This is a genomic window from Pseudomonas sp. LP_7_YM (assembly GCF_004364435.1).
Classification (GTDB): domain Bacteria; phylum Pseudomonadota; class Gammaproteobacteria; order Pseudomonadales; family Pseudomonadaceae; genus Aquipseudomonas.
On record NZ_SOCT01000003.1, the window covers coordinates 152,777 to 174,894 of the forward strand.

Sequence of the window (22,118 nt, forward strand, 5' to 3'; positions counted from 1 at the left end):
GGCCGTTTTTTTCGTGATGTGTTAGCCGCGCCGGCTTGGCCACGACGCAGTCATCGTCCCCCCGGCGTTTTCTGTTAAAGCGCCTTCTGCCAGAACAGGGCGCGACCCATCTGCGGGTCGAGCTGATAATCGGAAAAGCCGAGTTTGCGATACGCACCTTGTGCGACTGCATTGCCTTCCAGCACTTCCAGGGTCATCTTGCAGCAGCCGCGCTGGCGTGCGATTTCTTCGACCTTGCCCAGCATCTTTTGGCTGATGCCCTGCCCGCGTGCCGAGGCAATAACCACCACGTCGTGAATGTTCACCAGCGGGCGACAGGCAAAGGTTGAAAAACCCTCAAAGCAATTGACCAGCCCCACGGGCTCACCGGCAATGAAGGCAAGGACACTGAAAGCGTGAGGTCGCTTGGCAAGCTCCTTAGCCAGTTGCTGACGAGTGTCCATCGACAGCGGTTCGCCGCCACCCATGGCATCAGTGGCGTATTGATCGAGCAGAAAACCGATGGCTTCAGCGTGAACCGGATTGCTATAGCTGGCTTGCAGGACCAGCACCTCTGGGGCTTGCATTGACTTCCTCTACTACAAGGGAGGGGGAACAGGCAACGGACTGAAGAGACCGTTTGCCACGTGCCGAGGATTCTACCGTGGAGCGCAACAAAATTTCCCGGTACAGAAGCAGGATATTTCCTGGCAGGCATGCGTTTTGAGCTGAACTGCACCTGAAAAGGCAATGAACAAGCATTGTGTTCAATTCGCCACATAACACATCTGCAAAGCGGAACTACCGGGTTTAACCTCGCTGATTGTCGAACAATCCGACCAGCGGTCAGTGGCCTCTAACAGCTCTTATGCCTGCTCCGAAACGGCGCAACTGGCGGTCGTGGGCCATCTGTAGTGGCAGGATCGATTTCCTACAAACTGTTGCCATGAAGCACGTCAGAGTTTTCTCAAGAAAAAGTCGAAACTTCTACAAATGCCCTGGGTCAGCTGTTTAGAGCGCCTATGCTGTTGCATGACAGTCGAATAGAGGCCGCTTCCACCCTGTCCTTTCTCATGCATTCGGTAAATAGGTATCGATCTTGCGTAGGTCTTGTGTGCCTGGCCATAGGAAATGGCCGATTACCCATCAAGTGCTGTATCAACACTGTGTATCGAATTGGAGAAAACGATGATTAGTGCCGCTGTCAAAACCCAGAAGGGAGAGAGTTTTAATCAGCCGGCCAGCGAGCTGACCCATCTGCCGGGCTTTGCAACGACGAGCGCACCTCGGCTACAACTGCCCCCTGTACAACCAGGCATGTCCATGGCGAACCGGAAAAAAATCCTGTTCGTAACCTCGGAGATGGCCGATCTGGTGAAAACCGGCGGTCTGGGTGATGTGTCTGCAGCATTGCCGCGCGCCATGCGCCACCTGCACGATGTCCGCGTGCTGATTCCGGGCTACCCGCAAGTCATCAATAGCGGCAACCCGATTCACATCATCAATGAACTGACCGGGTACGCTGCGCTGCCACCGTGCAAGATCGGTCGTATGGACATGAAAGACGGCTTGGTCATCTATGTGCTGATCTGTCCCGAATTGTATGAACGTGAAGGCACGCCCTACGGCGATAATCAAGGCCGTGACTGGTCCGACAACCATATCCGTTTCGCTCGCCTGGGCCTCGCAGCCGCGGACTTTGCGGCAGGCGCGGTGAAAACCCAATGGTGCCCGGAACTGGTGCACGCTCACGATTGGCCTGCGGGCCTGGCGCCTGCCTACATGAAATGGCGCGGTCAGAGCACGCCCAGCATTTTCACCATCCATAACCTTGCTTATCAGGGTTTCGTCAGCACCGCATCGAGCCGCGAGCTGGGGATTCCCGATTCGGCGCTAAGTCCCGAAGGCATGGAGTTTTACGGCAAGCTTTCCTTCATCAAGGCCGGTATGGCCTATGCCAGCCACATTACTACCGTCAGTGCGACCTACGCCAAGGAGATCACCACTGCTGACTTCGGCTGCGGGCTGGAAGGCTTCCTGCAAAGCAAAGCCATTGTGGGTAAGCTCAGCGGCATCCCCAACGGCATCGACGAAAGCTGGGATGCCGCGACTGACGACCACCTCATTTGCCGTTTCGCGCCCAATGAATGGACCCGCAAGGAAATCAACGCCGACTACGTGCGCGAATTATTCGAGCTCGAGCCTTCCACCGGCCCGTTGTTCGCTGTGGTGTCGCGCCTGGTGTATCAAAAGGGTCTGGACCTGACCATCGGCGTTGCCGAGCATATCGTCAACAAAGGCGGGCAGATTGCAATTATCGGCCGTGGCGAGCCTGACGAAGAGGACGCCATGCGCGCCCTCGCCTCCCGCTTCCCCGGCCAGGTCAGCGTGCGGGTTGGCTTCAACGAGACCGACGCACGCCGCATGTTTGCAGGCAGTGACTTCCTGTTGATGCCCTCACGCTACGAGCCCTGCGGCCTGAGCCAGATGTACGCCCAGCGTTTCGGTTCGCTGCCTGTGGCCCGTCGTACCGGGGGCCTGGCCGACACCATCGAGGATGGCTGCACGGGTTTTCTGTTCGACGAATCGACCGTTGAGAGCTACGCCGAAGCCCTGACCCGCGCATTCAACGTTTTCGCCAACCCTGCGCTGCTCAACGCCATGCGCTGCCGCGCCATGGCTGCGCCGTTCGACTGGCATAAAGCAGTAGAACCCTATGCCGATCTTTATCAGCAACTGTTGAAGAAGAACCTGGGCGCTGCACTGCATTACTGATTGATGACTGAAATAAAGGGGTAACGGATGCCTTCGCGCACGGATAATAACTGGCGCCACGGCGCCGTCCTGCTGGATTCCGAACACACCCGGTTTGCCCTCTGGGCACCGGATGCGGACTACGTAAATATCGAGCTGGAGAACGGGGCCTCACATGCCCTGTTGCCCCAGGAAGACGGCTGGTTCGTTCTGGAAACAGCCGCCCCGGTCGGTTCGCACTATCGCTATAAAATCAACCATGAACTGAGCGTGCCTGACCCGGCTTCCCGGGCTCAGGTCAGCGACGTACATGGCTACGGTGTGGTCGTCGACCCCGACGCCTACCCATGGCAGCACAATGCGTGGCTAGGACGGCCTTGGGCCGAAGCGGTTGTCTACGAGCTGCATGTTGGCACCCTGGGCGGTTTTGCAGGTGTCGAGCAACATCTGCAACACCTTGTAGACACCGGCGTAACCGCCATTGAGTTGATGCCCATCGCGCAATTTCCCGGCAACCGCAACTGGGGCTACGATGGCGTCTTGCCTTACGCGCCTCAGTCCTCCTATGGCACTCCGGAGCAGCTCAAGCACCTGATCGACACGGCCCACGGCCTGGGTCTGGCGGTCATCCTTGATGTGGTCTACAACCACTTCGGCCCGGACGGCAACTACCTGGGCGCTTACGCCAAGCATTTCTTTCGCAGCGACAAGAAAACCCCTTGGGGTGACGCCATCGATTTTCGCCGTCGCGAGGTGCGCGACTTCTTCATCGACAACACGTTGATGTGGCTGCTGGAATACCGCTTCGACGGTCTGCGCTTTGATGCTGTGCACGCCATTGAAGATCCAACTTTCCTTAAGGAACTGGCAGAACGTGTGCGGCAACAGACGCCAACCGGGCGTCATATCTGGTTGATGCTGGAAAACGAGTTCAACGAAGCTCATCGTCTGGAGAAACACTACGACGCTCAGTGGAATGACGACGGGCATAACACCTTGCACGTATTGCTGACCGGGGAAACCGACGCCTACTACACGGATTTCGCCCAGCAGCCGACGCACAAGCTGGCGCGTCTGCTTGGCGAGGGATTTGTCTACCAGGGTGAGTCGACCCGCCACGGCCATAAGCGGGGCGAGCCCAGTGCTCATCTGTCGCCGACTTCCTTCGTACTGTTCCTGCAGAACCACGATCAGATCGGCAACCGTGCATTGGGTGAGCGCCTTGCACAATTATGCCCACCGGCTGCATTGCGGGCTGCCACTGCGCTGCTGCTGTTGTCGCCGATGATTCCGCTGATGTTCATGGGCGACGAGTGGGGTGCCAGTGAGCCGTTTCTCTTCTTCACTGACTTCCATGACGATCTGGCAGACGCGGTGCGTGAAGGTCGTCGTGGCGAGTTTGCCGATTTCGCGGCATTCGCCGACCCGGCCAAGCGCGAACTCATTCCCGACCCGAATGCGCTGCAGACCTTCGACGCTTCGCGACCTGCGTTCGATGCGCTGCTTCTGGAAACCGACAAGGGCCAGGACCACCGCAGCTGGCTGACGCTGTACAAGGAACTGCTGCAGATCCGTCGCGAGCAGATCGTCCCCCGTCTTGGCAGCAGCCAGGCACTGGGCGCACAGGTGCTGGCCGAAAAAGCGGTGAGCGCCAGTTGGCAGATGGGCGACGGCCATATCCTGCGCATCGATCTGAATCTCAGCGAACACGCCGTGCAGATCGACGAGCACAGCGTCCAGCAGGTCCTGTATGAGTCCCATCCAAAATCGGCAGAACTTTCCCAACACGGCAACCTCAATCCATACACGGCCATTGTCAGCCTGATATCGAGTGACGTTGTGGAGGAACAGGATGAGCAATGAGCAACTGGAGATGCTGGCCGCCGAAGCTGGATTATCCGTCGACTGGAAAGACGCCAACGCAAAACCGCAACGAGTCAGTCCTGAAGTATTACGCAAGGTTCTCGCCGGCCTTGGCCACAGCGCCGACACCGATGAGCAGATAGCGGCAAGCCTCAAGCAGTTGCAGGACCAGAGTCTTTCGACCACGCCCCCGCCTCTGCTGACGGTCGATCATGGCAGCAACCTCGATCTGTCCGCCTGGTTCAAACCCAAGACGCCGTTCGTACTGGAACTGGAGGACGGCTCGCGCCTGGACGCAAAACTAACGGCCAAGGCAGAGCTGCCTGCGCTGGCCACAGTGGGTTATCAGCAGTTGGCTATCGATGGTCAGCATCTGACCATCGCCGTAGCGCCCAAGACCGCCTACACCCTAGGCTCGGCCACCGGCGTTAGCGTACCCCGCACATGGGGCCTGACCCTGCAGCTGTATTACCTGCGTCGCGAAGGCGATGGCGGGTTTGGCGATACCCAGGCGCTGGAAACCTTTGCCCGTGCCGCAGGCGAGCGCGGCGCGGAGGCAATCGCCATCAGCCCGGTGCACGCCATGTTCTCCAATGACAGCGAGCGCTTCAGCCCTTACTCGCCGTCCAGTCGCCTGTTTCTTAATGCGCTGTACGCCGCACCCGGAGCCATTCTCGGGGAACGCGCAGTGCATATGGCTATCGATGAAACCGGTCTGGCCGATGAGCTCACACGCCTGGAGGCGCTGCCGCTGATCGACTGGCCGGCAGCCGCAGCCGCCAAGTGGAAGCTCTATCGCGCGCTGTACGCCGCTTTCGTTGCCAGCAGTCATCCGTTGCACGAAGACTTCAATAGCTTCCGCCATGCAGGTGGTCAAGCGCTGGAAAACCATTGCCGTTTCGAGGCCCTGCGCGACGAGAGCGAAACGCTGGGCATCGGTGGTAACTGGCACGAATGGCCGGAGCCCTTCAAGGACCCACGCAGCCAGGTGATCGACGAATTCGCTGCCGCGCATGGCAAGCAGATCGGTTTTCACGCCTTCGCCCAATGGTTGGTCGCGCGAGGCCTTGAACGCGCCCAGACAGCGGCCCGGGGCAGTGGCATGAGCATCGGCCTGATCGGCGATCTGGCGGTAGGCGCCGATGGTGCTGGCAGTCAGGCCTGGAGCCGTCAGGATGAGCTGCTGTCGGCGCTGACTGTCGGTGCGCCACCGGACATTCTCAATCGTTCGGGACAAAGCTGGGGCATTTCGGCGTTCTCGCCCACGGGCCTTAAGCGCAATGGCTTCCGGGCATTCATTGAGATGCTGCGCGCCAACTTCGCTCATGCAGGCGGCCTGCGGATCGACCACGTAATGGGCCTGCAGCGCCTTTGGGTGGTGCCCTTGGGCTCACCGGCCAATGAAGGCGCTTATCTGAACTTCCCGCTGGATGACATGCTGCGCCTGCTGTGCCTGGAATCCTGGCGCCACAAGGCCGTGGTATTGGGTGAGGACTTGGGCACGGTACCGGAAGGCTTGCACGAGAAGCTCTCGACCCGAGGAATTCTAGGCATGCGCGTGCTGTTGTTCGAACAGGACAACGCTCAGTTCAAGCCGATCATCAAATGGTCCGATGACGCATTGGCGACCACCAGCACCCATGACCTGCCCACCTTGAGCGGCTGGCTCAGTGAGCTGGACATCGATTGGAATAAAACCCTCGGCCACATCGACGCCGACACCGAGCGCCAGTGGCGTGAAGGTCGTGAACGCGAACGTCGGGGCCTGCGTGCCGCGCTGCGGCAGAGCTATGGCGAGGATGCGATCAGCGACAGCGACGTTATCGACGGCAGCGTGCGCTACCTTGGCCATACCCGCGCGCCGCTGGTGCTGCTACCCATCGAAGATGCGCTGGGCATCGAAGAGCAAGCCAACTTTCCGGGCACTATCGACAGCCATCCCAACTGGCGTCGCCGACTGTCCGGCGACTGTGCTCGCCTGCTGGACAACGCTAACGCGGCGCGTCGTCTGGAAATACTGGCCGCAGCACGCCAACAAGCCGCAGAGCGTGATCAATGAGTCATCCAATGAATCCACCTCTCAAATCGCTACGCGCCACACAGCGCCTGCAATTTCATAAAGATTTCACCCTCGACGACGCCACCGCTCTGATCCCCTATTTCGCTCAACTGGGGATCAGCCACATCTACGCCTCGCCGCTGCTCAAGGCACGTGCGGGCTCGATGCACGGCTATGACGTGGTCGATCCCCGGATCATCAACCCGGAGCTTGGCGGTGAACCCGCGTTACGCCGTCTGGTGGCCGAGCTGCGCAAACACGGCATGGGCCTGATCCTGGATATCGTGTCCAATCACATGGCCGTCGGCGGCGCTGATAACCCGTGGTGGCTGGACCTGCTGGAATGGGGTCAGCGCAGCCCGTACGCCAAGTTCTTCGACATCCAGTGGAATTCCCCCGACCCACTGCTCAAAGGCCAGCTGCTGCTGCCATTTCTGAGCACCGATTACGGCACCGTGTTGCAGAACAACGAGGTGCCGCTGCGCTTGGACAGTGAGCACGCCAGTTTCCGCGTTGAACACTATCAGCATCATTTCCCGATCAACCCGGGCACCTATGGACCGTTGCTCAGAGCGGCCAACCGCCCAGAACTGAATGAATTGGCCGCACGCTTCGAGCAGCTGGACGCCAGCCCGCAGGCTTACGAGCAGGCGCAGGAAATCAAGGATGCACTGGCTGCACTCATCAAGGCTGAACCGGCGTTGGTTCAGGCCATAGAAAGCGGCCTGGGCCAGTACGACTCCAGCAAACCCGAAGGTTTCGAACGCCTGCACGCATTGCTTGAACGCCAGGATTACCGTTTGGCCAGTTGGCGCACCGCCGGCGATGACATCAACTGGCGCCGCTTCTTCGACATCAACGAACTGGGCGGCCTTAAGGTCGAGCGCTCGCAGGTGTTCGAGGCAACCCACGGCAAGATCTTCCAATTGATCGCCGAAGGACTGGTGGATGGGTTGCGCATCGACCACATCGACGGTCTGGCCGACCCACGCGGTTACTGCCGAAAACTGCACCGGCGGGTCGAGAGCCTGTTGAATCAGCGCCCGCAGGGCACTGAATTGAGCCATGTACCGATCTTCGTCGAGAAGATCCTCGGCTCCGATGAACAGGTGCGCAAGGACTGGAACGTCGACGGCACCACCGGTTATGAATTCATGAACCAGGTCTCGCTGCTGCAACACGATCCACGCGGCAAAGAGGTACTGGGAGAACTGTGGAGCCGCATCAGTGGCCGCACTGCCGACTTCAACCAGGAGGTGCTGGAAGCGCGAGATCTGGTCCTGCACGGCACCCTCGCCGGCGACTTCGAAAATCTCGCTCAGGCGCTGCTGCAAGTGGCCCGCAGCGACGTGATGAGCCGCGATCTGACGCTGGGTGCGATCCGCCGTGCGCTGCTGGCGCTGGTAGGCAACTTCCCGGTGTATCGCACCTACATCACCGCGTGTGGCCGTTCTGCCGAGGACGAGCGGTTCTTCCAGCAGGCCATGAGTGGCGCGCGGGAAATGCTCAGCGAGGGCGACTGGCCAGTGCTCGACAATCTGGCACGCTGGCTGGGCGGCGAAAGCCTGCGCGATTTCCCGAGCGGCCCACAGCGTGAGATGCGTCGCAAGGCCTGCAATCGCTTTCAGCAACTGACCTCCCCTGTGGCGGCAAAATCGGTCGAAGACACCTCTTTCTATCGTTCTGCCGTGCTCCTTTCGCGCAACGATGTAGGGTTTCATCCGCAACATTTCAGTGCGCCTTGCGAAGCGTTTCACGAAATCTGTGTGGAACGCGGTGCACACTTTCCAGACAACTTGCTGACCACTGCCACCCACGATCACAAGCGTGGCGAGGATACGCGTACCCGTCTGGCGGTGATCAGTGAAAACGCGCCCTGGTACGCGGAGCAGGTCGAGCGCTGGCTACAGCTGTCTGCGCCGCTCAAGCAGGGTGAGCATCAGATCAGTCCAGGCGACGAGCTGATGTTGTACCAGGCGATTCTGGGCAGCTGGCCGCTGGGGCTGGAGGGCCAGCAGGGGTTCGAGGATTACGCCAAACGCCTCACTCAGTGGCAGGAAAAGGCCCTGCGCGAAGCCAAGTTGCAAAGCAGCTGGAGCGCACCGAACGAGCCCTATGAAACGGCCTGTCGCGAGTTTCTGCAGCATGTGTTATTGAGCCCGGATGCGCTGGCATTGCGCCAATCCATCGGGGCTACCGCCAATCGCATCGCCCCCGCGGGCGCCCTCAACAGTCTGGCGCAAACCTTGCTGCGAATGACTGTGCCCGGCGTGCCTGATCTGTACCAGGGCACCGAGTTCTGGGACTTCAGTCTGGTAGACCCGGACAACCGTCGGCCAGTGGACTATTGCGCTCGACAGCGTGCCTTGAATGACGCGCCAGTGCCTGCGCAGCTGCTCGCCCAGTGGCAGGACGGCCGGATCAAGCAGGCATTGATTGCTCAAGTGCTCTCGCTGCGCAATCAGTATCCAGCACTGTTCAGTGAAGGTCGGTATCTGCCCCTCGAAGTGAACGGCTCACAGGCTGAACACGTCCTGGCATTTGCCCGTGAACATGAGGAGGTGCGGGCTATCGTTGTGATACCTCGTTTGCCGGCTGAACTATTGGGCACCGCGCAAACTCCATTGATCAATGCGGCAAATTGGGGCGATACACGAGTGATCCTGCCGTTCGCTAACGCAAATCCAAACTGGAAGGGACTTTTTGCACAGGCTACAGTCACAGAGAGCAAGGAATTGTCGCTCAGCGAAGCGCTCAAGGAATTTTCCGTAAATCTGCTTATTCAAACCTTGTAATACCGGGAGTGTCGAGATGAGTGCCGACGATAAAAGAATCAAAGAGATAGCCTACGATCTGTGGAAAACGGAAGGAAAACCACACGGAAAGGATGCCGAGCATTGGAAGAAGGCATTGGAGCTGTTTGAAGCTGAAACCAAGCTAGCCAAGAAGCCTGCAGCATCCAAAGCAGCGAAGCCTAAGGCCGACGGCAAAGCCGAGCCTAAAGCGGGCGCCGCCAAAGCTTCCGCCAAGTCCAAGGCAGCACCCGTAAGGCCTGCAGCCAAAGCAATTGAGAAACCTGCAGACAAACCCGCGGCCAAGCCTGCGACCAAACCTGCGGCCAAAGCCCCGGCAAAGGCGAAGGCACCAACCGCAAGCGGCGCGGCACCTGCAAGCAAGCCAGCGGCCAAACCTGCAGTCAAGAAAGCGCCCGCCGCGGCCAAGCCGACCGCGCACTGAGTCTTCGTTTTCAACGAAGACTCAGCGTACAGCAGCCCCCTACCGCAGGGATCGCGTTACAACGATCTTCTCCCTGCGGTAACCCCTTTGCCTGTTTCTACCGTGTGGCGCAGCTTCAGCCTGCGACAGAGGCTTTGTTCGCCTTCAGGAAATCATTCGAACGTCAGGAATCACCATGAGCAAGCAAGAAAAGAACACCGCCCCAAAGAATGAATCCACTAAGGCTGACAGCCCGGAAGTTACCGCATCGCGCATTCGAGAGGGGCTCCCCTTTCCACTCGGCGCGAACTGGGACGGCTTGGGGGTAAACTTCGCGATTTTCTCGGCCAACGCTACCAAGGTAGAGCTTTGCCTGTTTGACTCTTCCGGCGAGACTGAACTGGAGCGAATCGAACTTCCCGAGTACACCGATGAGATTTTCCACGGGTACCTGCCTGACGCCCACCCGGGTCTGGTGTATGGCTACCGTGTTTATGGTCCATACGACCCGAAGAACGGCCATCGTTTCAACCACAACAAACTGCTGATCGACCCCTACGCTAAACAACTGGTCGGGGAGCTGAAATGGTCGGAAGCATTGTTCGGCTACACCATTGGCCACCCTGACGACGACCTGAGCTTCGATGAGCGCGACAGTGCGCCGTTCGTGCCCAAGTGCAAGGTCATCGACCCTGCCTACACCTGGGGCCGCGATCAGCGGGTCAATGTGCCGTGGGAAAAGACCGTTTTCTATGAGACCCACACTCGCGGTTTCACCATGCGTCATCCAGCCGTTCCCGATGAGTTGAAGGGCACGTTCTCGGGCCTTAAGGTCGATGAGGTCATCCAGCACATCAAGGGGCTGGGAGTGTCTTCCGTGGAGCTGCTGCCTATCCATGCCTTCGTCAATGACCAGCATCTGCTGCAAAAAGGCATGACCAATTACTGGGGCTACAACACCATTGCCTTCTTTGCCCCGGATCCGCGTTTCCTGGCGCATGGCAAGATTGCAGAGTTCAAGGAAATGGTCGCCCACATGCACCAGGCCGGACTCGAGGTGATTCTCGACGTGGTCTATAACCACACCGCCGAAGGTAACGAGCGCGGCCCTACCCTGTCGATGCGCGGTATCGACAACGCCTCCTATTATCGCCTGATGCCGGACGACAAACGTTTCTACATCAACGATTCCGGCACCGGCAATACACTGGACCTGAGCCATCCCTGCGTGCTGCAGATGGTTACCGACTCGCTGCGGTACTGGGCGTCCGAGATGCATGTGGACGGCTTCCGCTTTGACCTGGCAACCATCCTCGGTCGTTACCACGATGGCTTCGATGAGCGTCACAGCTTCCTTGTGGCCTGCCGCCAGGATCCGGTGCTGCGTCAGGTCAAGCTGATCGCTGAGCCTTGGGACTGCGGTCCCGGTGGCTATCAGGTCGGTCACTTCGCGCCGGGCTGGGCCGAGTGGAACGACAAGTTTCGCGACACCGTGCGCGCCTTCTGGAAGGGTGATGAAGCGCAGCTTGCCGATCTGGCAAGTCGCCTGACCGCCTCGGGCAACATGTTCAACCAGCGCGGCCGCAGACCTTATGCCTCGGTGAACTTCGTCACCGCTCACGATGGCTTCACGCTGCACGACCTGGTGTCGTACAACGACAAGCACAACGAGGACAACGACGAGAACAACCAGGACGGCAGCAACGACAACCGCTCCTGGAACCACGGTGTGGAAGGCACGACCGAAGATCCGGAAATCAACGCACTGCGTCTGCGTCAGATGCGCAACTTCTTCGCTACCCTGCTGTTTTCGCAGGGCACGCCGATGATCGTGGCCGGTGATGAATTCGCCCGTACCCAGCATGGCAACAACAATGCGTACTGCCAGGACAGCGAAATCGGTTGGGTCAATTGGGAGTGGGACGAAGACGGCAAGGCTCTGCACAGCTTCGTGCAACGCCTGATCAAATTGCGCCTGAAATATCCGATCCTGCGTCGCGGACGTTTCCTCGTCGGTGATTACAACGAAGAACTGGGGGTCAAGGACGTGACCTGGCTGTCGCCAAGCGGTGAAGAGATGACCATCGAGCAGTGGGAAGATCCTAATGGTCGTTGCTTGGGTATGCTCATGGATGGCCGCGCTCAAGAGACCGGTATTCGTCGCCGTGGCTCCGAGGCCACCATGTTGCTGATCGTCAACTCACACCACGATGGCGTCAACTTCACCCTGCCGGAAGTGCCAGAAGGCGTGCATTGGGTCAGCCTGGTCGACACCAACCAGCCTGAAATTCGTGGCAAGGACACATTCGACTTCGGCAGCGAGTACACCGTGACGCCGCGTTCGCTGCTGCTGTTTGAATTGCACAAGGAAGATCAGGCGTAAAAAGCCACGTAATTGTCTTCAGGACCAGGCTCGCTTCCTGAGGACCGTTCCCCAACCCCTGCTGCAGCGAATGCATTCGCCGCAGCAGGGGTTTTGCATTTTTGCAGCCGGTAGAATGATCACGCGCTCGCAGCCCTTCTCAAAGGCCTATCCAGGCAAATCAATACGGACGCGCCCCTGTTGCGCGCGCTGACCCGCTGTTGTTTTCTCCCTGCGCAGTGCCGACTTTGTAGTCACAAACCGACCTTCCTGTATTGAAACTACAAAATATGTAGTGCCTTAAAATAATCACTACAAAATGATTGACGAAGCTGTTTTGCAATTGCATAGTTCAACCGTCTCCCCGATCGGGAGAGCTGGCAAAAGTAGTCCGGGCCATTCGACCCAACAGTCGAACCACCTCTGGATGTGTGCTGCCCACAAGGCAGATTGATGAACCTGAACCGGCATGATCGAGCCATGGGCCGAGCGCTGGCGATACGTCCTCATGACACTTGTGGTCGACATCAGTCGCCAGGGTTCTTGCGACGCTCGCAGCCTCTCCTCGATGTTTCGAACCGTTCCGTAGCAGACTCTCATCAGCACTACATCCTGACGCCCGGCACCGGCTCTGCGTCTAGACGGGCCTTGTTTGTCAGCGTGTGAAGGACTGCGGATCGACGGACGATCCGCCATCGCGTTTTGAACTGACTAGATAGATTAACGAACGGCAAAAAGGGGTATCCAACCATGAATCTGAACAATCAACCTACCATTGACCAATTGGCTCGACTGTTCGCGGCGCAGAAGGACTCCCTCGACAGCCACATTCTCTGGGTCTGTGAGAAAGGTGATGTGCATATGGACGGCCTCGGTGTGTGCACCGAGGAACAAGAGTTCGACGAACAGCGTCCGCATATGCGCGCACGGCTGAAGATGTACCGCAAAGGCCACGGTTATGTCGGCAAGAAGGCAGCCGCCGACAAACAGTTCCTTGGTCAGGTGCTCGATACCCTGAGCAGTGAATGGGGCAACGCGCGGCAACACGAAGGCGTGTGTGTGATCGACCGGCTTTGCTAAGAAGCGTTGCGCCGCTGATTCCTGGGTTTCCCAAGGGTCAGCGGCGTATTGCTTAGAGTGCCACCGACTGTACGCATGCTGTCGTACGTCACCGTGCTGCCGGATTGATCAACGCCGTCAGCACATGATCTGCCCACTCGCCGTTGATCTTCAGATACGCTCGGGCAAAACCCTCCCGCTCGAAACCCAGCGCCGACAGCACCCGTGCGCTGCGCTCATTCTCCGGCCTGTAGTTGGCCATGATCCGGTGCAGTCCCAGGTCTTCGAATGCGTAGGCGATGGCCCGGTGCAGCGCCTCGGTCATCAGACCTTTTCCTTGAACCTGTTCAGCCAGTGAATAGCCTAAATGACAGGCCTGAAAAGCACCCAGCACGACATTGCTGAAGATACATTCACCCACCATATCTGCGCTGTCACGCTCGATGATCAGCAGATGCAACCCCCTCCCGGCAATCCGCTCATACTCGGTGTAAGCGATGCGGTGGATAATCGCATCAAGCTCGAAAAAGCCCGCTGGGCGGATCGGTTGCCAGGGTTGCAGATGATCGCGGTTGTTCAGGTTGTAGCGCTGAATCTGCAGCGCATCCCCGCCTGCCACCGGGCGCAAGACCAGACGCTCGGTAACCAGACGAATCAGCTGCGGCTCGGCAATGATGTCCATGACGTGCGTCTTGACCTGATTCTGAAAAGTTTAGAAGGCCAGCTTGTAACCGATCGCGATCAGCATCAACGCCAGACAGGGGCGCAGCACGGCATCGGGGATACGTCCGGTCAGCTGGCTGCCCATGTAGATGCCCGGCAGCGACCCCATCAACAGGAACCCCAACATGGTCCAGTTCATGTTGCCCATACTGGCGTGTCCCAGGCCGGCAATCAGCGTCAGCGGCACGGCATGCGCGATCTCGGTGCCCACCAGGCGCCGGGTATCGAGAAACGGATAGAGTAAAAACAGCGCCACCGTGCCCAAAGCCCCGGCGCCGATGGAGGTCAGGGCGACCATGACGCCAAGCACCACTCCGGTGATCACCGTCAGGCTGTTGAGGGTTTTGCCGCTGAGGCGAAAGCGGTCTCCGGCATGGCGCTGAGCGAAGGCCAGCAGACGCTGCTTAAGGAAAATCGCTACCGCCGTGAGCAGCAGGACAAACCCCAGCCCCTGCTTGATGACCGCATTCATCGCCTCGGGCGCGGTGTGCAGGCTACTGAGAAACCACAGGGTCAGTCCCGCCGCCGGTACGCTGCCCAACGTCAGCCAGCCCGTGATGCCCCAGTCGATGTTGTCATTCTTTCTGTGCACCAGCACGCCACCGCTCTTGGTGATGGCTGCATAGAGCAAATCAGTGCCAACGGCCGTTGCCGGATTGATGCCGAACCACAGCAGGATCGGGGTCATCAGCGACCCCCCTCCGACTCCGGTCATGCCGACGATGAATCCCACGACCAATCCTGCGACGACGAAACCTATATTGCCGAAATCCATGGTTGGACCTGATACGCCTGCAAAAAACTGGCACGCAGGATAGCGATTTTTTGTCTATGGACCTTGATTTTTCTTATATGAAGAGTAGATCGATACGATCTATGGATATAACCAAACTGACCTGTCCTTTCAGGCATAACGTAGCCGTCAGGGTTCGCCGTCCCAATAATCCAGCGACGCCTCTGGTCGCTGTACCACCGTGAACGCATCCGCGTCATTGATCGTTACCGTTGCCTGATACTTGCCCGAATCAGGGTATTCACACACTTCTGGCGTTTCGCGGGTGCTGATGGAAAGGTATTTGAGCGGCTTATCAGAGGTATTGATGATCTGGTGCGGGTACTCAGGACCAGGCGGGATAAAGATCACATCACACGCTTTAATTGGCAGCATTTCCCCGGCCACTCGCAGGGTGCCCTCACCTTCGATGACGACGAACATCTCTTCCTGAATATGGTGGAAATGGTACGGACAGGAACGCTTGCCCGGCGCGACAATGTCCATTGAAGCGCCGAGCTTCTGCGCCACCGTTCCTGTACCCAGGCGCGCAGCCTGACTTTCATAGAGCGGGTCGCGGCGTTCATTGTGCAAGGGTAATTCATTAAAATTGCGGATCAGGCGCAAAGCCAGATCTGTTTTGGTCGGGTCCATATGCACTCCGAATCAGCGCGTTGCTACAACGAAAAGGCGCGGAAACGGCAGCAGCACCGAGCCGTCTGACAACGCCTGGTAAGCCTGACTGACTGCATGCAGGTAGGCGTCGAGGAAATCCTTCTGCTCAACCTCATCCAGACGTTGCAGATAAGGCCGCAGTGCCGAGCCCTTGAACCATTCCACGATCGCTGCGTGCCCGCCGGACAATGGATGATGATAGGTTGTGCGCCAGACATCCACTTCGGTGCAATGAGGCTGCAGCAGGTTGAAGTACCAGGCCGCCGGATGCCGGTCCGGGTGTTTCACCGAAGCGATCTTGCCTGCCCATGGCCCGCTCGCGGCGATGTCGCGCGCCAGACGGTGCGCAGGCTCTTGGAGGTTGTCTGGCGTCTGCACGGCCAGCGTCCCGCCGGGCTCAAGAAAGCTGATCAGACGCGGGTACAGTTCGGCGTGATCAGGCACCCACTGCAAGGAGGCGTTGGCCAGGATCACATCAAAGGCGTGCTCAGGCCTCCATGTGTCGATGTCGGCCAGCGCGAATTGCAGACTCGGCAAGCGCTGGCGTGCCTCTGCCAACATGTTCTCTGAACTGTCCAGCCCGGTCATTGACGCGTCGGGATAACGCTCTGCCAAGACCTCGGTGGAATTACCCGGACCGCAACCCAGGTCGATTGCAGTCTTGACTCTGTTTGCAGGGATGGCAGCGACCAGATCGCGGACCGGTCGCGTGCGTTGCTGCTCGAACATCGAATATTGCCTGGCTGACCAACTCATCGGGCTTGCTCTCCGCTTTCTGTAAGACGTATGAACCAAGGTCGAAACGACCGGATCGCGGTCAGGCGCGGCCGATACCGTTAAAGGCCACATCCACAATCAATACCGGATCAAGGCTGCGAATGCGTTGTTCAAAGTGATACGCGCCGGCTTCGGAATAGCGCAAAAAAACCCGGCTGCATAGCACGCACTCCCAGATCCGGCAGCGATTGTACGGAAAGAAATGCGGAGCAATCGGCGCTTCGGCTGACCAATAGGAAGTGCCTGCCGGATGATGTTCATCGAGGGTCAGGTCTTCCTCCTCGCCTGCGATCAGCGAGCCGACTTCCCGCAGCTGGCTTTCCTTGAGCGATACCGGCATCCCTTCCCAGCCAGCGAAGGATTTGGGGACGCACGAGCAGGCTTGGGTGACGGCACTGGAATGATGGGCAAAGCGCAGCAGTTCAGACAAAGCGATAGGGGTGAACATGGGCAGCAGACTCTTGGCTGATGAGGTCCTTGGCGTGCCGACATTGTGCAGCGCGGCGAGGCTTTTGCCTACTACGCTCGATCCGCATCAACCTGGCCTGCCGCGATCAGATGCACACCCTGCGTGTAAGGTGGCCACCGGGAATCGAATAGGACACGTACAACCCGGCATCGACCTGCGCACGGGACTTCTCGGTCAGGCCCTTGACCTTCTCGGATGCCTTGAGCAACTGGTGAAGTTCGAGCAGGCCGGTTTCGACCGCTCCGACAATGGCCTGAGCGATTTCGTCCAATCCCGACTCGCTTGAAACCAGCAACAGATGCACACCTGCCTTGGCATGATTCGCCTCTTTAGTATGATTTGATTGCTCGACCATGCTCGCTATTGCTGAAATAACAAATAAAATCAATGAAACCCACCATAACCGAGCATTCAGTGAAGGGCAGCAGCAGTCGAATGACGCTGAAGCAGTCCAGCAGCGCAGCCCGTTTCAGCGCATAAGTCTGAGTGCAGAGCCCTACCGGAATATTTGGCAGACGCCCTTTTCATTTGCAGATTTGCTCGTCAACATACCCGCCCACTCGTAACAGCAAGCAGCCTAAAGAAGAGAATGATATTAATTCTCAACTATCGTGTTTCTTTGCTTAATAACAAACTTATGTAAAAGCCGCATACGAACTCGCTTCGCGGTTATTGCCAACGTGATCTCACTTTTGCTTCAGGATTAAATAGATGCGTCTTGTACTGTCGACCAGTGTGCTGGCCGTGTTGCTGTCCGGCTGCGGCTCAACCCCGAACAACCCTTCAGTGGATCTGGAAACACCCAAAGCTGCAGGTGACTATGCACAATGCGTGTTTCAGAAATGGCAGCGACTCAAGCCCGATGCCAAGCTGATCGAAAGCAAGGGGCACTACAAATTGCTGATCTCCGGCAAAGTGGCGCAGGACAATATCCTCGAAGTATTCAAGGGCAATCCCAATACCCGCGCATTCCTTTACCAGCGTGCTCCTCTCGCCTCAGCCTTTGGCCACAGCGCACTGGAGAAGGCGGCACGCGACTGTTTATGAGCTGCTGGTGAGCAGATGCCATTCGCACACGCTAAGAAAATCGGTGTGAACTTTCGTTTTGCCGATTCCCTCTGAGAACCGATACCGCTCGATTATCGAGCATGGATTTTCATTGGAGGCATCTTCACCATGAATACATTGAACGGCAAAAAGGTCCTGATCATTACGTCCAACACCGGTATCGAGCGTGATGAACTGCTCGAGCCGCTGAAGGCGTTGCAGGCCATGGGCGCAGCCGTCACCCACGCCACCATCAAGGGTGGCGAGGCGCAAACGTTCGTCCAAGACACCGAAAAAGACATCAGCGTCACCTCTAAAACCCAACTGGCAGGCTTGTCTGCTGCGGACTTCGATGCGCTGCTGATCCCAGGTGGCACCGTCAATGCCGATACGCTGCGTCAGGACAAAGACGCGCAGCGTCTGGTCAAGGAATTCGCTGATTCAGGCAAGATCATCGCCGCTATCTGCCATGGCCCGTGGCTGCTGATCAACGCTGGCGTGGTGGAAGGCAAAACCCTGACTTCCTATCCAAGCGTGAGCCAGGATCTGATGAATGCCAAAGCAGCCAACTGGGTGGATCAAGAAGTCAAAGTATGCAGCGCCAATGGCTGGACGCTGATCACTTCGCGCACCCCGGATGATCTGCCGGCGTTTAACGAAGCCATCGGCAACGCATTGCAAGGGGTCTGAAGCCGCTGCTTCTATCACAACTGAAAACGCACCGACGCCGCTCAAAAGCGGCGTCGATGCGTTTGGGGAATTATAACCCTGGCGGAAGACAGCGACGTACAGACCGCCAGGGGAGTCTCGCACTCCCCTGTTCTGAGCGCGATCTGCGGGACTAATTCAGTCTGTTCGAATATTTTTTCAAGCAACTGACGTTCGGCTGTGCGCACTGGCGCCAATGTGCTAGTGGCAAGAAAAATACTTGCAACCAATTTTTCACATTACCGGTCCACATCCCGAGGCCAACGCGATCAACGCAGGTGCAGACACGGGATTTCGCACATGATCGGAATTATTGTCCCCGCGCATAACGAAGAATTTTTCCTGGGTGACTGCATCAAGTCACTGGTAGCAGCTGCCAGTCATGAGCAGCTCAATAGCGAGCCGGTAGAGATTCTGATCCTGCTGGATGACTGCAGTGACGGTTCGGCAGCAGTTGCACAGGCACAGGGTGTCCACACCCTCGACTGTGACTATCGCAATGTCGGCAAGACCCGCGCAGCAGGAGCACGGTGGATGCTCGAGCGTGGCGCCCGATGGCTGGCATTCACCGATGCCGACAGCGTGGTGCCCTATGGCTGGCTGGCGGAACAGCTTCGAGCGAATGCCGATGCCGTCTGCGGAATCGTTCAGGTCGATGATTGGTCCGAACACCCGGAGCATGTGAAGCACCGCTATGACGCGCTTTATCAACCTATGGACGATCACCGGCACATTCATGGCGCCAACCTGGGGGTTTCTTCCACGGCCTACCTCAAGGCGGGCGGTTTTAAAGCACTCCCCGCTCATGAGGACGTGCACCTTGTCGAGGACCTGCAACGCATTGGCGCGCAGATCATCTGGACCGCCCGTAACAGCGTGACCACCAGCGCGCGCAAACATTTTCGCTGCAAGGAAGGCTTTGGCGACTACTTGAATTCTCTGGCGGGTCAGGCGTTACCAGGCTAGCCCCCCTTGTGTGCGCAATATTGGAAACGTCATTGAGCACCCAGCGTGCCCCATCAGCGACTCTCACCCCGGCGGGACAGTAACCGATGCAACCCATGAAAAACCGCGCCGAGCCCGGTGATGACACCCTGGGCGGCGGCATGCCCAGCGCCAGTGTGGCCCTGCCCAAATCCGGCAACTGGTTCAAACGCCTGCTGGCATTTACCGGCCCAGGCTATATGGTCGCCGTGGGCTACATGGACCCTGGTAACTGGGCCACGGACCTGGCCGGAGGCTCGCAATTGGGCTACATGCTGCTCTCGGTCATCCTGTTTTCCAACCTGATGGCCGTCGTGCTTCAGGCGCTTTCCGCACGCTTGGGCATCGCCACTGGCTGGGACCTGGCCCGCGCTTGCCGTGAGCAATACAGCCGACCGGTGTGCATTGCGCTATGGCTGGCCTGTGAGATTGCGATCATCGCCTGTGACCTGGCCGAGGTGATCGGCACGGCCATCGCCCTCAATTTGCTGTTCGGTATCCCGCTGGTGTGGGGCGCGGTGATCTCGGCAATCGATGTGTTCCTGATTTTCCTGTTGATGGGCAGAGGTTTGCGCGCCCTCGAAGCTTTCGTCATTGCCTTGCTGCTGATCATCTTCGGCTGCTTCGCGATTCAAATGATCCTGGCACGTCCTGACATGGCCGAATTGCTGGCCGGATTCATTCCACAATCTGAAATTGTCACCAACCCTGCAGCCTTGTACCTGGCCATCGGCATCATCGGCGCAACCGTCATGCCGCATAACCTTTACCTGCACTCCTCCATCGTGCAGACACGAGCCTATCCGCGCACCGATGAAGGCCGGCGCATCGGCCTGCGCTGGTCGGTCACCGACAGCACCATCGCCCTGACGCTCGCGCTGTTCGTCAATGCAGCCATTCTGATCACTGCCGCTACGGTCTTTCACAAAGCAGGCAAGACGGACGTGGTGGAGATAGAACAGGCTTACCACATGCTGTCGCCCATGCTGGGCGTGGGCATTGCGTCGGCGCTGTTCGCCATTGCGCTATTGGCGTCCGGCATCAACTCCACAGTGACCGCTACGCTTGCCGGGCAGATCGTCATGGAGGGCTTTCTGAAAATGAAGCTGCCAGGCTGGGTGCGGCGGCTATTGACGCGGGGGCTAGCGATCATCCCGGTGATCGTAGTCACCAGTATTTACGGGGCACAAGGCACCGCCAAACTGCTGGTGTTGAGTCAGGTGATCCTGTCGATGCAACTGCCTTTCGCCATCGTGCCACTGGTGCGCTTCGTGTCGGACCGCAAGCTGATGGGCAAGCTGGTCACAGGACCTGTGCTGACCCTGGTGGCCTGGGCCATTGCGCTGTTGATCATCGGTTTGAATCTTGTGTTGCTGGTGGGGATGTTTGGCGATTGATGGCGCAAATATTTTGACTGCACTGGATCGGGTTCAGGCCATAAATCTTCGGCAGACTTCCTGCCGAGAGTCTTTTGCAGCCAGGCCCGAGTTCTGTTGGAGGCGTCAGAAGTGGCGAGCGTTAGAAAGCAGATTGTTCCGTCAACCAACGCTCACATTCAGCTCAATGACTGCTGCCGTGGTCGTGGCTCATGTCCATGTCCATCATCGGCCGCGCCTGAGCCTGCACCTGTACGGTCTCGCGCACGCCCTGAGCGTTTTCGATGGTCAGGGTCAGTGGTACCTGATCGCCTTCCTTGATCTGGCCCGACAGCCCCATGAGCATCACATGGTAGCCATCCGGGTCCAGCGATACGGCCTTGCCCGCGGGCAGTGGCACGGCGTCGACCGGGCCCATGCGCATCACGTCATTGGTCATGCTCATTTCGTGAATCTGTGCATCCTTCGCCACCGGTGAAGCGACATTCAGCAGCTTGCTGTCGACATCGGCAGTGATGCGCATGAACGCACCGGAGGAAGGCTGGCCCGGTACCGTCGTGCGAACCCATGCATCATCGACATGGGTCTGAGCAATGGCGCAAACACTGAAGCCGCCCAATACGAAAGCGGCAAGAATCCGGCGCAGGGCCAGGCGTTTTAGGGCAGATGAAAACGACAGGGTCATCAGCAGATCTCCATAACGGTGAGCAGATCTTCCGCACATTGCTTGGCGGACAGCGAAGGTGACAGGCCCAGGCGCAGGTTGCCCCGGGAATCAAACACGTAGCTGGTGGCGGTGTGGGACATGGTGTACGTATCACCGATCGGCTCTTTTTCGTAAAACACGCCAAACTCCTTGGCAACCTGTTTCGTCTGCTCCGGCGTGCCGCGCAGGGCAACGAAGCTTGGGTCGAACTGCTTGACGTAAGCGTCGAGGATTTGCGGCGTGTCGCGCTCGGGGTCGACGGTGATGAAAATCACCTGCAGGGTCTTGCCGTCCTCGCCCATGATCTTCTTGATCTGCGCGGCGCGAGCCAATGCCGTGGGGCAGACGGACGGGCACTGGGTAAACCCGAAGAACACCATCGGCATCAGGCCGCGATAGCTGGAAAGGGTTTTCACTTCACCTGCGGTATCGGTGAGCTTGAAGGTACGGCCCATGATCTTGTTGCTCAGGTCCTTGCCGTATTTGAAATCCAGCGCGGTGGTCGAACCATCGCAACCGGCAAGCAGGCCCAGGCCAAGAATGCCCATGCCGGTGACCACCTGACGGCGGCTCAGTAAATCATTCATGT

At 58.3% G+C, this 22,118-nt stretch carries 20 protein-coding genes; 11 read left to right on the forward strand and 9 right to left on the reverse strand.

The features are described from left to right. Positions 1 to 74: 74 nt before the first annotated feature. Complete coding sequence (locus tag EC915_RS09705) at positions 75 to 566, reverse strand: GNAT family N-acetyltransferase (protein ID WP_133750316.1); 492 nt, start codon at positions 564 to 566, stop codon at positions 75 to 77. A gap of 601 nt (positions 567 to 1,167) precedes the next feature. Between EC915_RS09705 and glgA the strand changes: the two genes are divergently transcribed. The 7 genes from glgA (at position 1,168) to EC915_RS09740 (ending at position 13,313) form a co-directional block, all read left to right on the forward strand. Further along, positions 1,168 to 2,754, forward strand: coding sequence for a glycogen synthase GlgA (glgA, locus tag EC915_RS09710; protein WP_133750317.1), 1,587 nt, complete (start codon positions 1,168 to 1,170; stop codon positions 2,752 to 2,754). Positions 2,755 to 2,781: 27 nt separating this feature from the next. Next, a complete protein-coding gene (gene treZ / locus EC915_RS09715; RefSeq protein ID WP_133750318.1) occupies positions 2,782 to 4,596 on the forward strand; it encodes a malto-oligosyltrehalose trehalohydrolase in 1,815 nt (604 codons plus the stop codon). Beyond that, complete coding sequence (gene malQ / locus EC915_RS09720; RefSeq protein ID WP_133750319.1) at positions 4,586 to 6,655, forward strand: 4-alpha-glucanotransferase; 2,070 nt, start codon at positions 4,586 to 4,588, stop codon at positions 6,653 to 6,655. The genes treZ and malQ overlap by 11 nt, the downstream gene beginning before the upstream one ends. Before the next feature lie 8 nt (positions 6,656 to 6,663). Continuing rightward, positions 6,664 to 9,450, forward strand: coding sequence for a malto-oligosyltrehalose synthase (locus EC915_RS09725; RefSeq protein ID WP_133750320.1), 2,787 nt, complete (start codon positions 6,664 to 6,666; stop codon positions 9,448 to 9,450). Between the two features lie 16 nt (positions 9,451 to 9,466). Then, positions 9,467 to 9,892, forward strand: a complete 426-nt coding sequence (locus EC915_RS09730) for a DUF2934 domain-containing protein (protein ID WP_133750321.1) — start codon at positions 9,467 to 9,469, stop codon at positions 9,890 to 9,892. Positions 9,893 to 10,067: 175 nt separating this feature from the next. Then, a complete protein-coding gene (glgX, locus tag EC915_RS09735) occupies positions 10,068 to 12,254 on the forward strand; it encodes a glycogen debranching protein GlgX (RefSeq protein ID WP_133750322.1) in 2,187 nt (728 codons plus the stop codon). 729 nt (positions 12,255 to 12,983) lie between these two features. After that, positions 12,984 to 13,313: a hypothetical protein gene (locus EC915_RS09740; protein WP_133750323.1), complete on the forward strand. Its 330-nt coding sequence runs from the start codon at positions 12,984 to 12,986 to the stop codon at positions 13,311 to 13,313. 88 nt (positions 13,314 to 13,401) lie between these two features. Here EC915_RS09740 and EC915_RS09745 read toward each other — a convergent pair whose 3' ends face one another. The 6 genes from EC915_RS09745 to EC915_RS09770 form a co-directional block, all read right to left on the reverse strand. Then, positions 13,402 to 13,974, reverse strand: coding sequence for a GNAT family N-acetyltransferase (locus EC915_RS09745; RefSeq protein ID WP_133750324.1), 573 nt, complete (start codon positions 13,972 to 13,974; stop codon positions 13,402 to 13,404). 30 nt (positions 13,975 to 14,004) lie between these two features. Next, on the reverse strand, positions 14,005 to 14,790 hold the full coding sequence (locus tag EC915_RS09750) for a sulfite exporter TauE/SafE family protein (RefSeq protein WP_133750325.1): 786 nt from the start codon (positions 14,788 to 14,790) through the stop codon (positions 14,005 to 14,007). Positions 14,791 to 14,937: 147 nt separating this feature from the next. Further along, on the reverse strand, positions 14,938 to 15,441 hold the full coding sequence (locus EC915_RS09755; protein ID WP_133750326.1) for a cupin domain-containing protein: 504 nt from the start codon (positions 15,439 to 15,441) through the stop codon (positions 14,938 to 14,940). A 12-nt stretch (positions 15,442 to 15,453) separates the two neighbouring features. Further along, positions 15,454 to 16,218: a trans-aconitate 2-methyltransferase gene (gene tam, locus EC915_RS09760; RefSeq protein ID WP_133750327.1), complete on the reverse strand. Its 765-nt coding sequence runs from the start codon at positions 16,216 to 16,218 to the stop codon at positions 15,454 to 15,456. A gap of 61 nt (positions 16,219 to 16,279) precedes the next feature. Continuing rightward, positions 16,280 to 16,687, reverse strand: a complete 408-nt coding sequence (locus EC915_RS09765) for a hypothetical protein (protein ID WP_133750328.1) — start codon at positions 16,685 to 16,687, stop codon at positions 16,280 to 16,282. Between the two features lie 106 nt (positions 16,688 to 16,793). Next, a complete protein-coding gene (locus tag EC915_RS09770; protein WP_133750329.1) occupies positions 16,794 to 17,003 on the reverse strand; it encodes a hypothetical protein in 210 nt (69 codons plus the stop codon). 416 nt (positions 17,004 to 17,419) lie between these two features. Here EC915_RS09770 and EC915_RS09775 point away from each other — a divergent pair, with 416 nt between their 5' ends. From EC915_RS09775 to EC915_RS09790, 4 genes are all read left to right on the forward strand, one after another. Next, positions 17,420 to 17,755 (forward strand): hypothetical protein, encoded by a 336-nt coding sequence (locus EC915_RS09775; protein WP_133750330.1) that lies wholly within the window; start codon positions 17,420 to 17,422, stop codon positions 17,753 to 17,755. A 129-nt stretch (positions 17,756 to 17,884) separates the two neighbouring features. Beyond that, positions 17,885 to 18,445, forward strand: coding sequence for a type 1 glutamine amidotransferase domain-containing protein (locus EC915_RS09780; RefSeq protein ID WP_133750331.1), 561 nt, complete (start codon positions 17,885 to 17,887; stop codon positions 18,443 to 18,445). 318 nt (positions 18,446 to 18,763) lie between these two features. Next, positions 18,764 to 19,429: a glycosyltransferase family 2 protein gene (locus EC915_RS09785; RefSeq protein ID WP_133750332.1), complete on the forward strand. Its 666-nt coding sequence runs from the start codon at positions 18,764 to 18,766 to the stop codon at positions 19,427 to 19,429. Between the two features lie 86 nt (positions 19,430 to 19,515). Beyond that, positions 19,516 to 20,844 (forward strand): Nramp family divalent metal transporter, encoded by a 1,329-nt coding sequence (locus EC915_RS09790; RefSeq protein WP_133750333.1) that lies wholly within the window; start codon positions 19,516 to 19,518, stop codon positions 20,842 to 20,844. 163 nt (positions 20,845 to 21,007) lie between these two features. On the opposite strand, the gene EC915_RS09795 is transcribed toward EC915_RS09790, so the two are convergent. Both EC915_RS09795 and EC915_RS09800 read right to left on the reverse strand, forming a co-directional pair. After that, positions 21,008 to 21,508: a copper chaperone PCu(A)C gene (locus EC915_RS09795; protein WP_133750334.1), complete on the reverse strand. Its 501-nt coding sequence runs from the start codon at positions 21,506 to 21,508 to the stop codon at positions 21,008 to 21,010. Beyond that, entirely contained in the window at positions 21,508 to 22,116 is a 609-nt protein-coding gene (locus EC915_RS09800) for an SCO family protein (protein WP_133750335.1), read from the reverse strand. The genes EC915_RS09795 and EC915_RS09800 overlap by 1 nt, the downstream gene beginning before the upstream one ends. Positions 22,117 to 22,118: the final 2 nt, after the last annotated feature.

Bases quoted from the DNA above. Each gene is read 5' to 3' on its own strand.
- EC915_RS09705 (WP_133750316.1), bottom strand. From the start codon at position 566: ATGCAAGCCCCAGAGGTGCTGGTCCTGCAAGCCAGCTATAGCAATCCG.
- glgA (WP_133750317.1), top strand. From the start codon at position 1,168: ATGATTAGTGCCGCTGTCAAAACCCAGAAGGGAGAGAGTTTTAATCAG.
- treZ (WP_133750318.1), top strand. From the start codon at position 2,782: ATGCCTTCGCGCACGGATAATAACTGGCGCCACGGCGCCGTCCTGCTG.
- malQ (WP_133750319.1), top strand. From the start codon at position 4,586: ATGAGCAATGAGCAACTGGAGATGCTGGCCGCCGAAGCTGGATTATCC.
- EC915_RS09725 (WP_133750320.1), top strand. From the start codon at position 6,664: ATGAATCCACCTCTCAAATCGCTACGCGCCACACAGCGCCTGCAATTT.
- EC915_RS09730 (WP_133750321.1), top strand. From the start codon at position 9,467: ATGAGTGCCGACGATAAAAGAATCAAAGAGATAGCCTACGATCTGTGG.
- glgX (WP_133750322.1), top strand. From the start codon at position 10,068: ATGAGCAAGCAAGAAAAGAACACCGCCCCAAAGAATGAATCCACTAAG.
- EC915_RS09740 (WP_133750323.1), top strand. From the start codon at position 12,984: ATGAATCTGAACAATCAACCTACCATTGACCAATTGGCTCGACTGTTC.
- EC915_RS09745 (WP_133750324.1), bottom strand. From the start codon at position 13,974: ATGGACATCATTGCCGAGCCGCAGCTGATTCGTCTGGTTACCGAGCGT.
- EC915_RS09750 (WP_133750325.1), bottom strand. From the start codon at position 14,790: ATGGATTTCGGCAATATAGGTTTCGTCGTCGCAGGATTGGTCGTGGGA.
- EC915_RS09755 (WP_133750326.1), bottom strand. From the start codon at position 15,441: ATGGACCCGACCAAAACAGATCTGGCTTTGCGCCTGATCCGCAATTTT.
- tam (WP_133750327.1), bottom strand. From the start codon at position 16,218: ATGAGTTGGTCAGCCAGGCAATATTCGATGTTCGAGCAGCAACGCACG.
- EC915_RS09765 (WP_133750328.1), bottom strand. From the start codon at position 16,687: ATGTTCACCCCTATCGCTTTGTCTGAACTGCTGCGCTTTGCCCATCAT.
- EC915_RS09775 (WP_133750330.1), top strand. From the start codon at position 17,420: ATGCGTCTTGTACTGTCGACCAGTGTGCTGGCCGTGTTGCTGTCCGGC.
- EC915_RS09780 (WP_133750331.1), top strand. From the start codon at position 17,885: ATGAATACATTGAACGGCAAAAAGGTCCTGATCATTACGTCCAACACC.
- EC915_RS09785 (WP_133750332.1), top strand. From the start codon at position 18,764: ATGATCGGAATTATTGTCCCCGCGCATAACGAAGAATTTTTCCTGGGT.
- EC915_RS09790 (WP_133750333.1), top strand. From the start codon at position 19,516: ATGCAACCCATGAAAAACCGCGCCGAGCCCGGTGATGACACCCTGGGC.
- EC915_RS09795 (WP_133750334.1), bottom strand. From the start codon at position 21,508: ATGACCCTGTCGTTTTCATCTGCCCTAAAACGCCTGGCCCTGCGCCGG.
- EC915_RS09800 (WP_133750335.1), bottom strand. From the start codon at position 22,116: ATGAATGATTTACTGAGCCGCCGTCAGGTGGTCACCGGCATGGGCATT.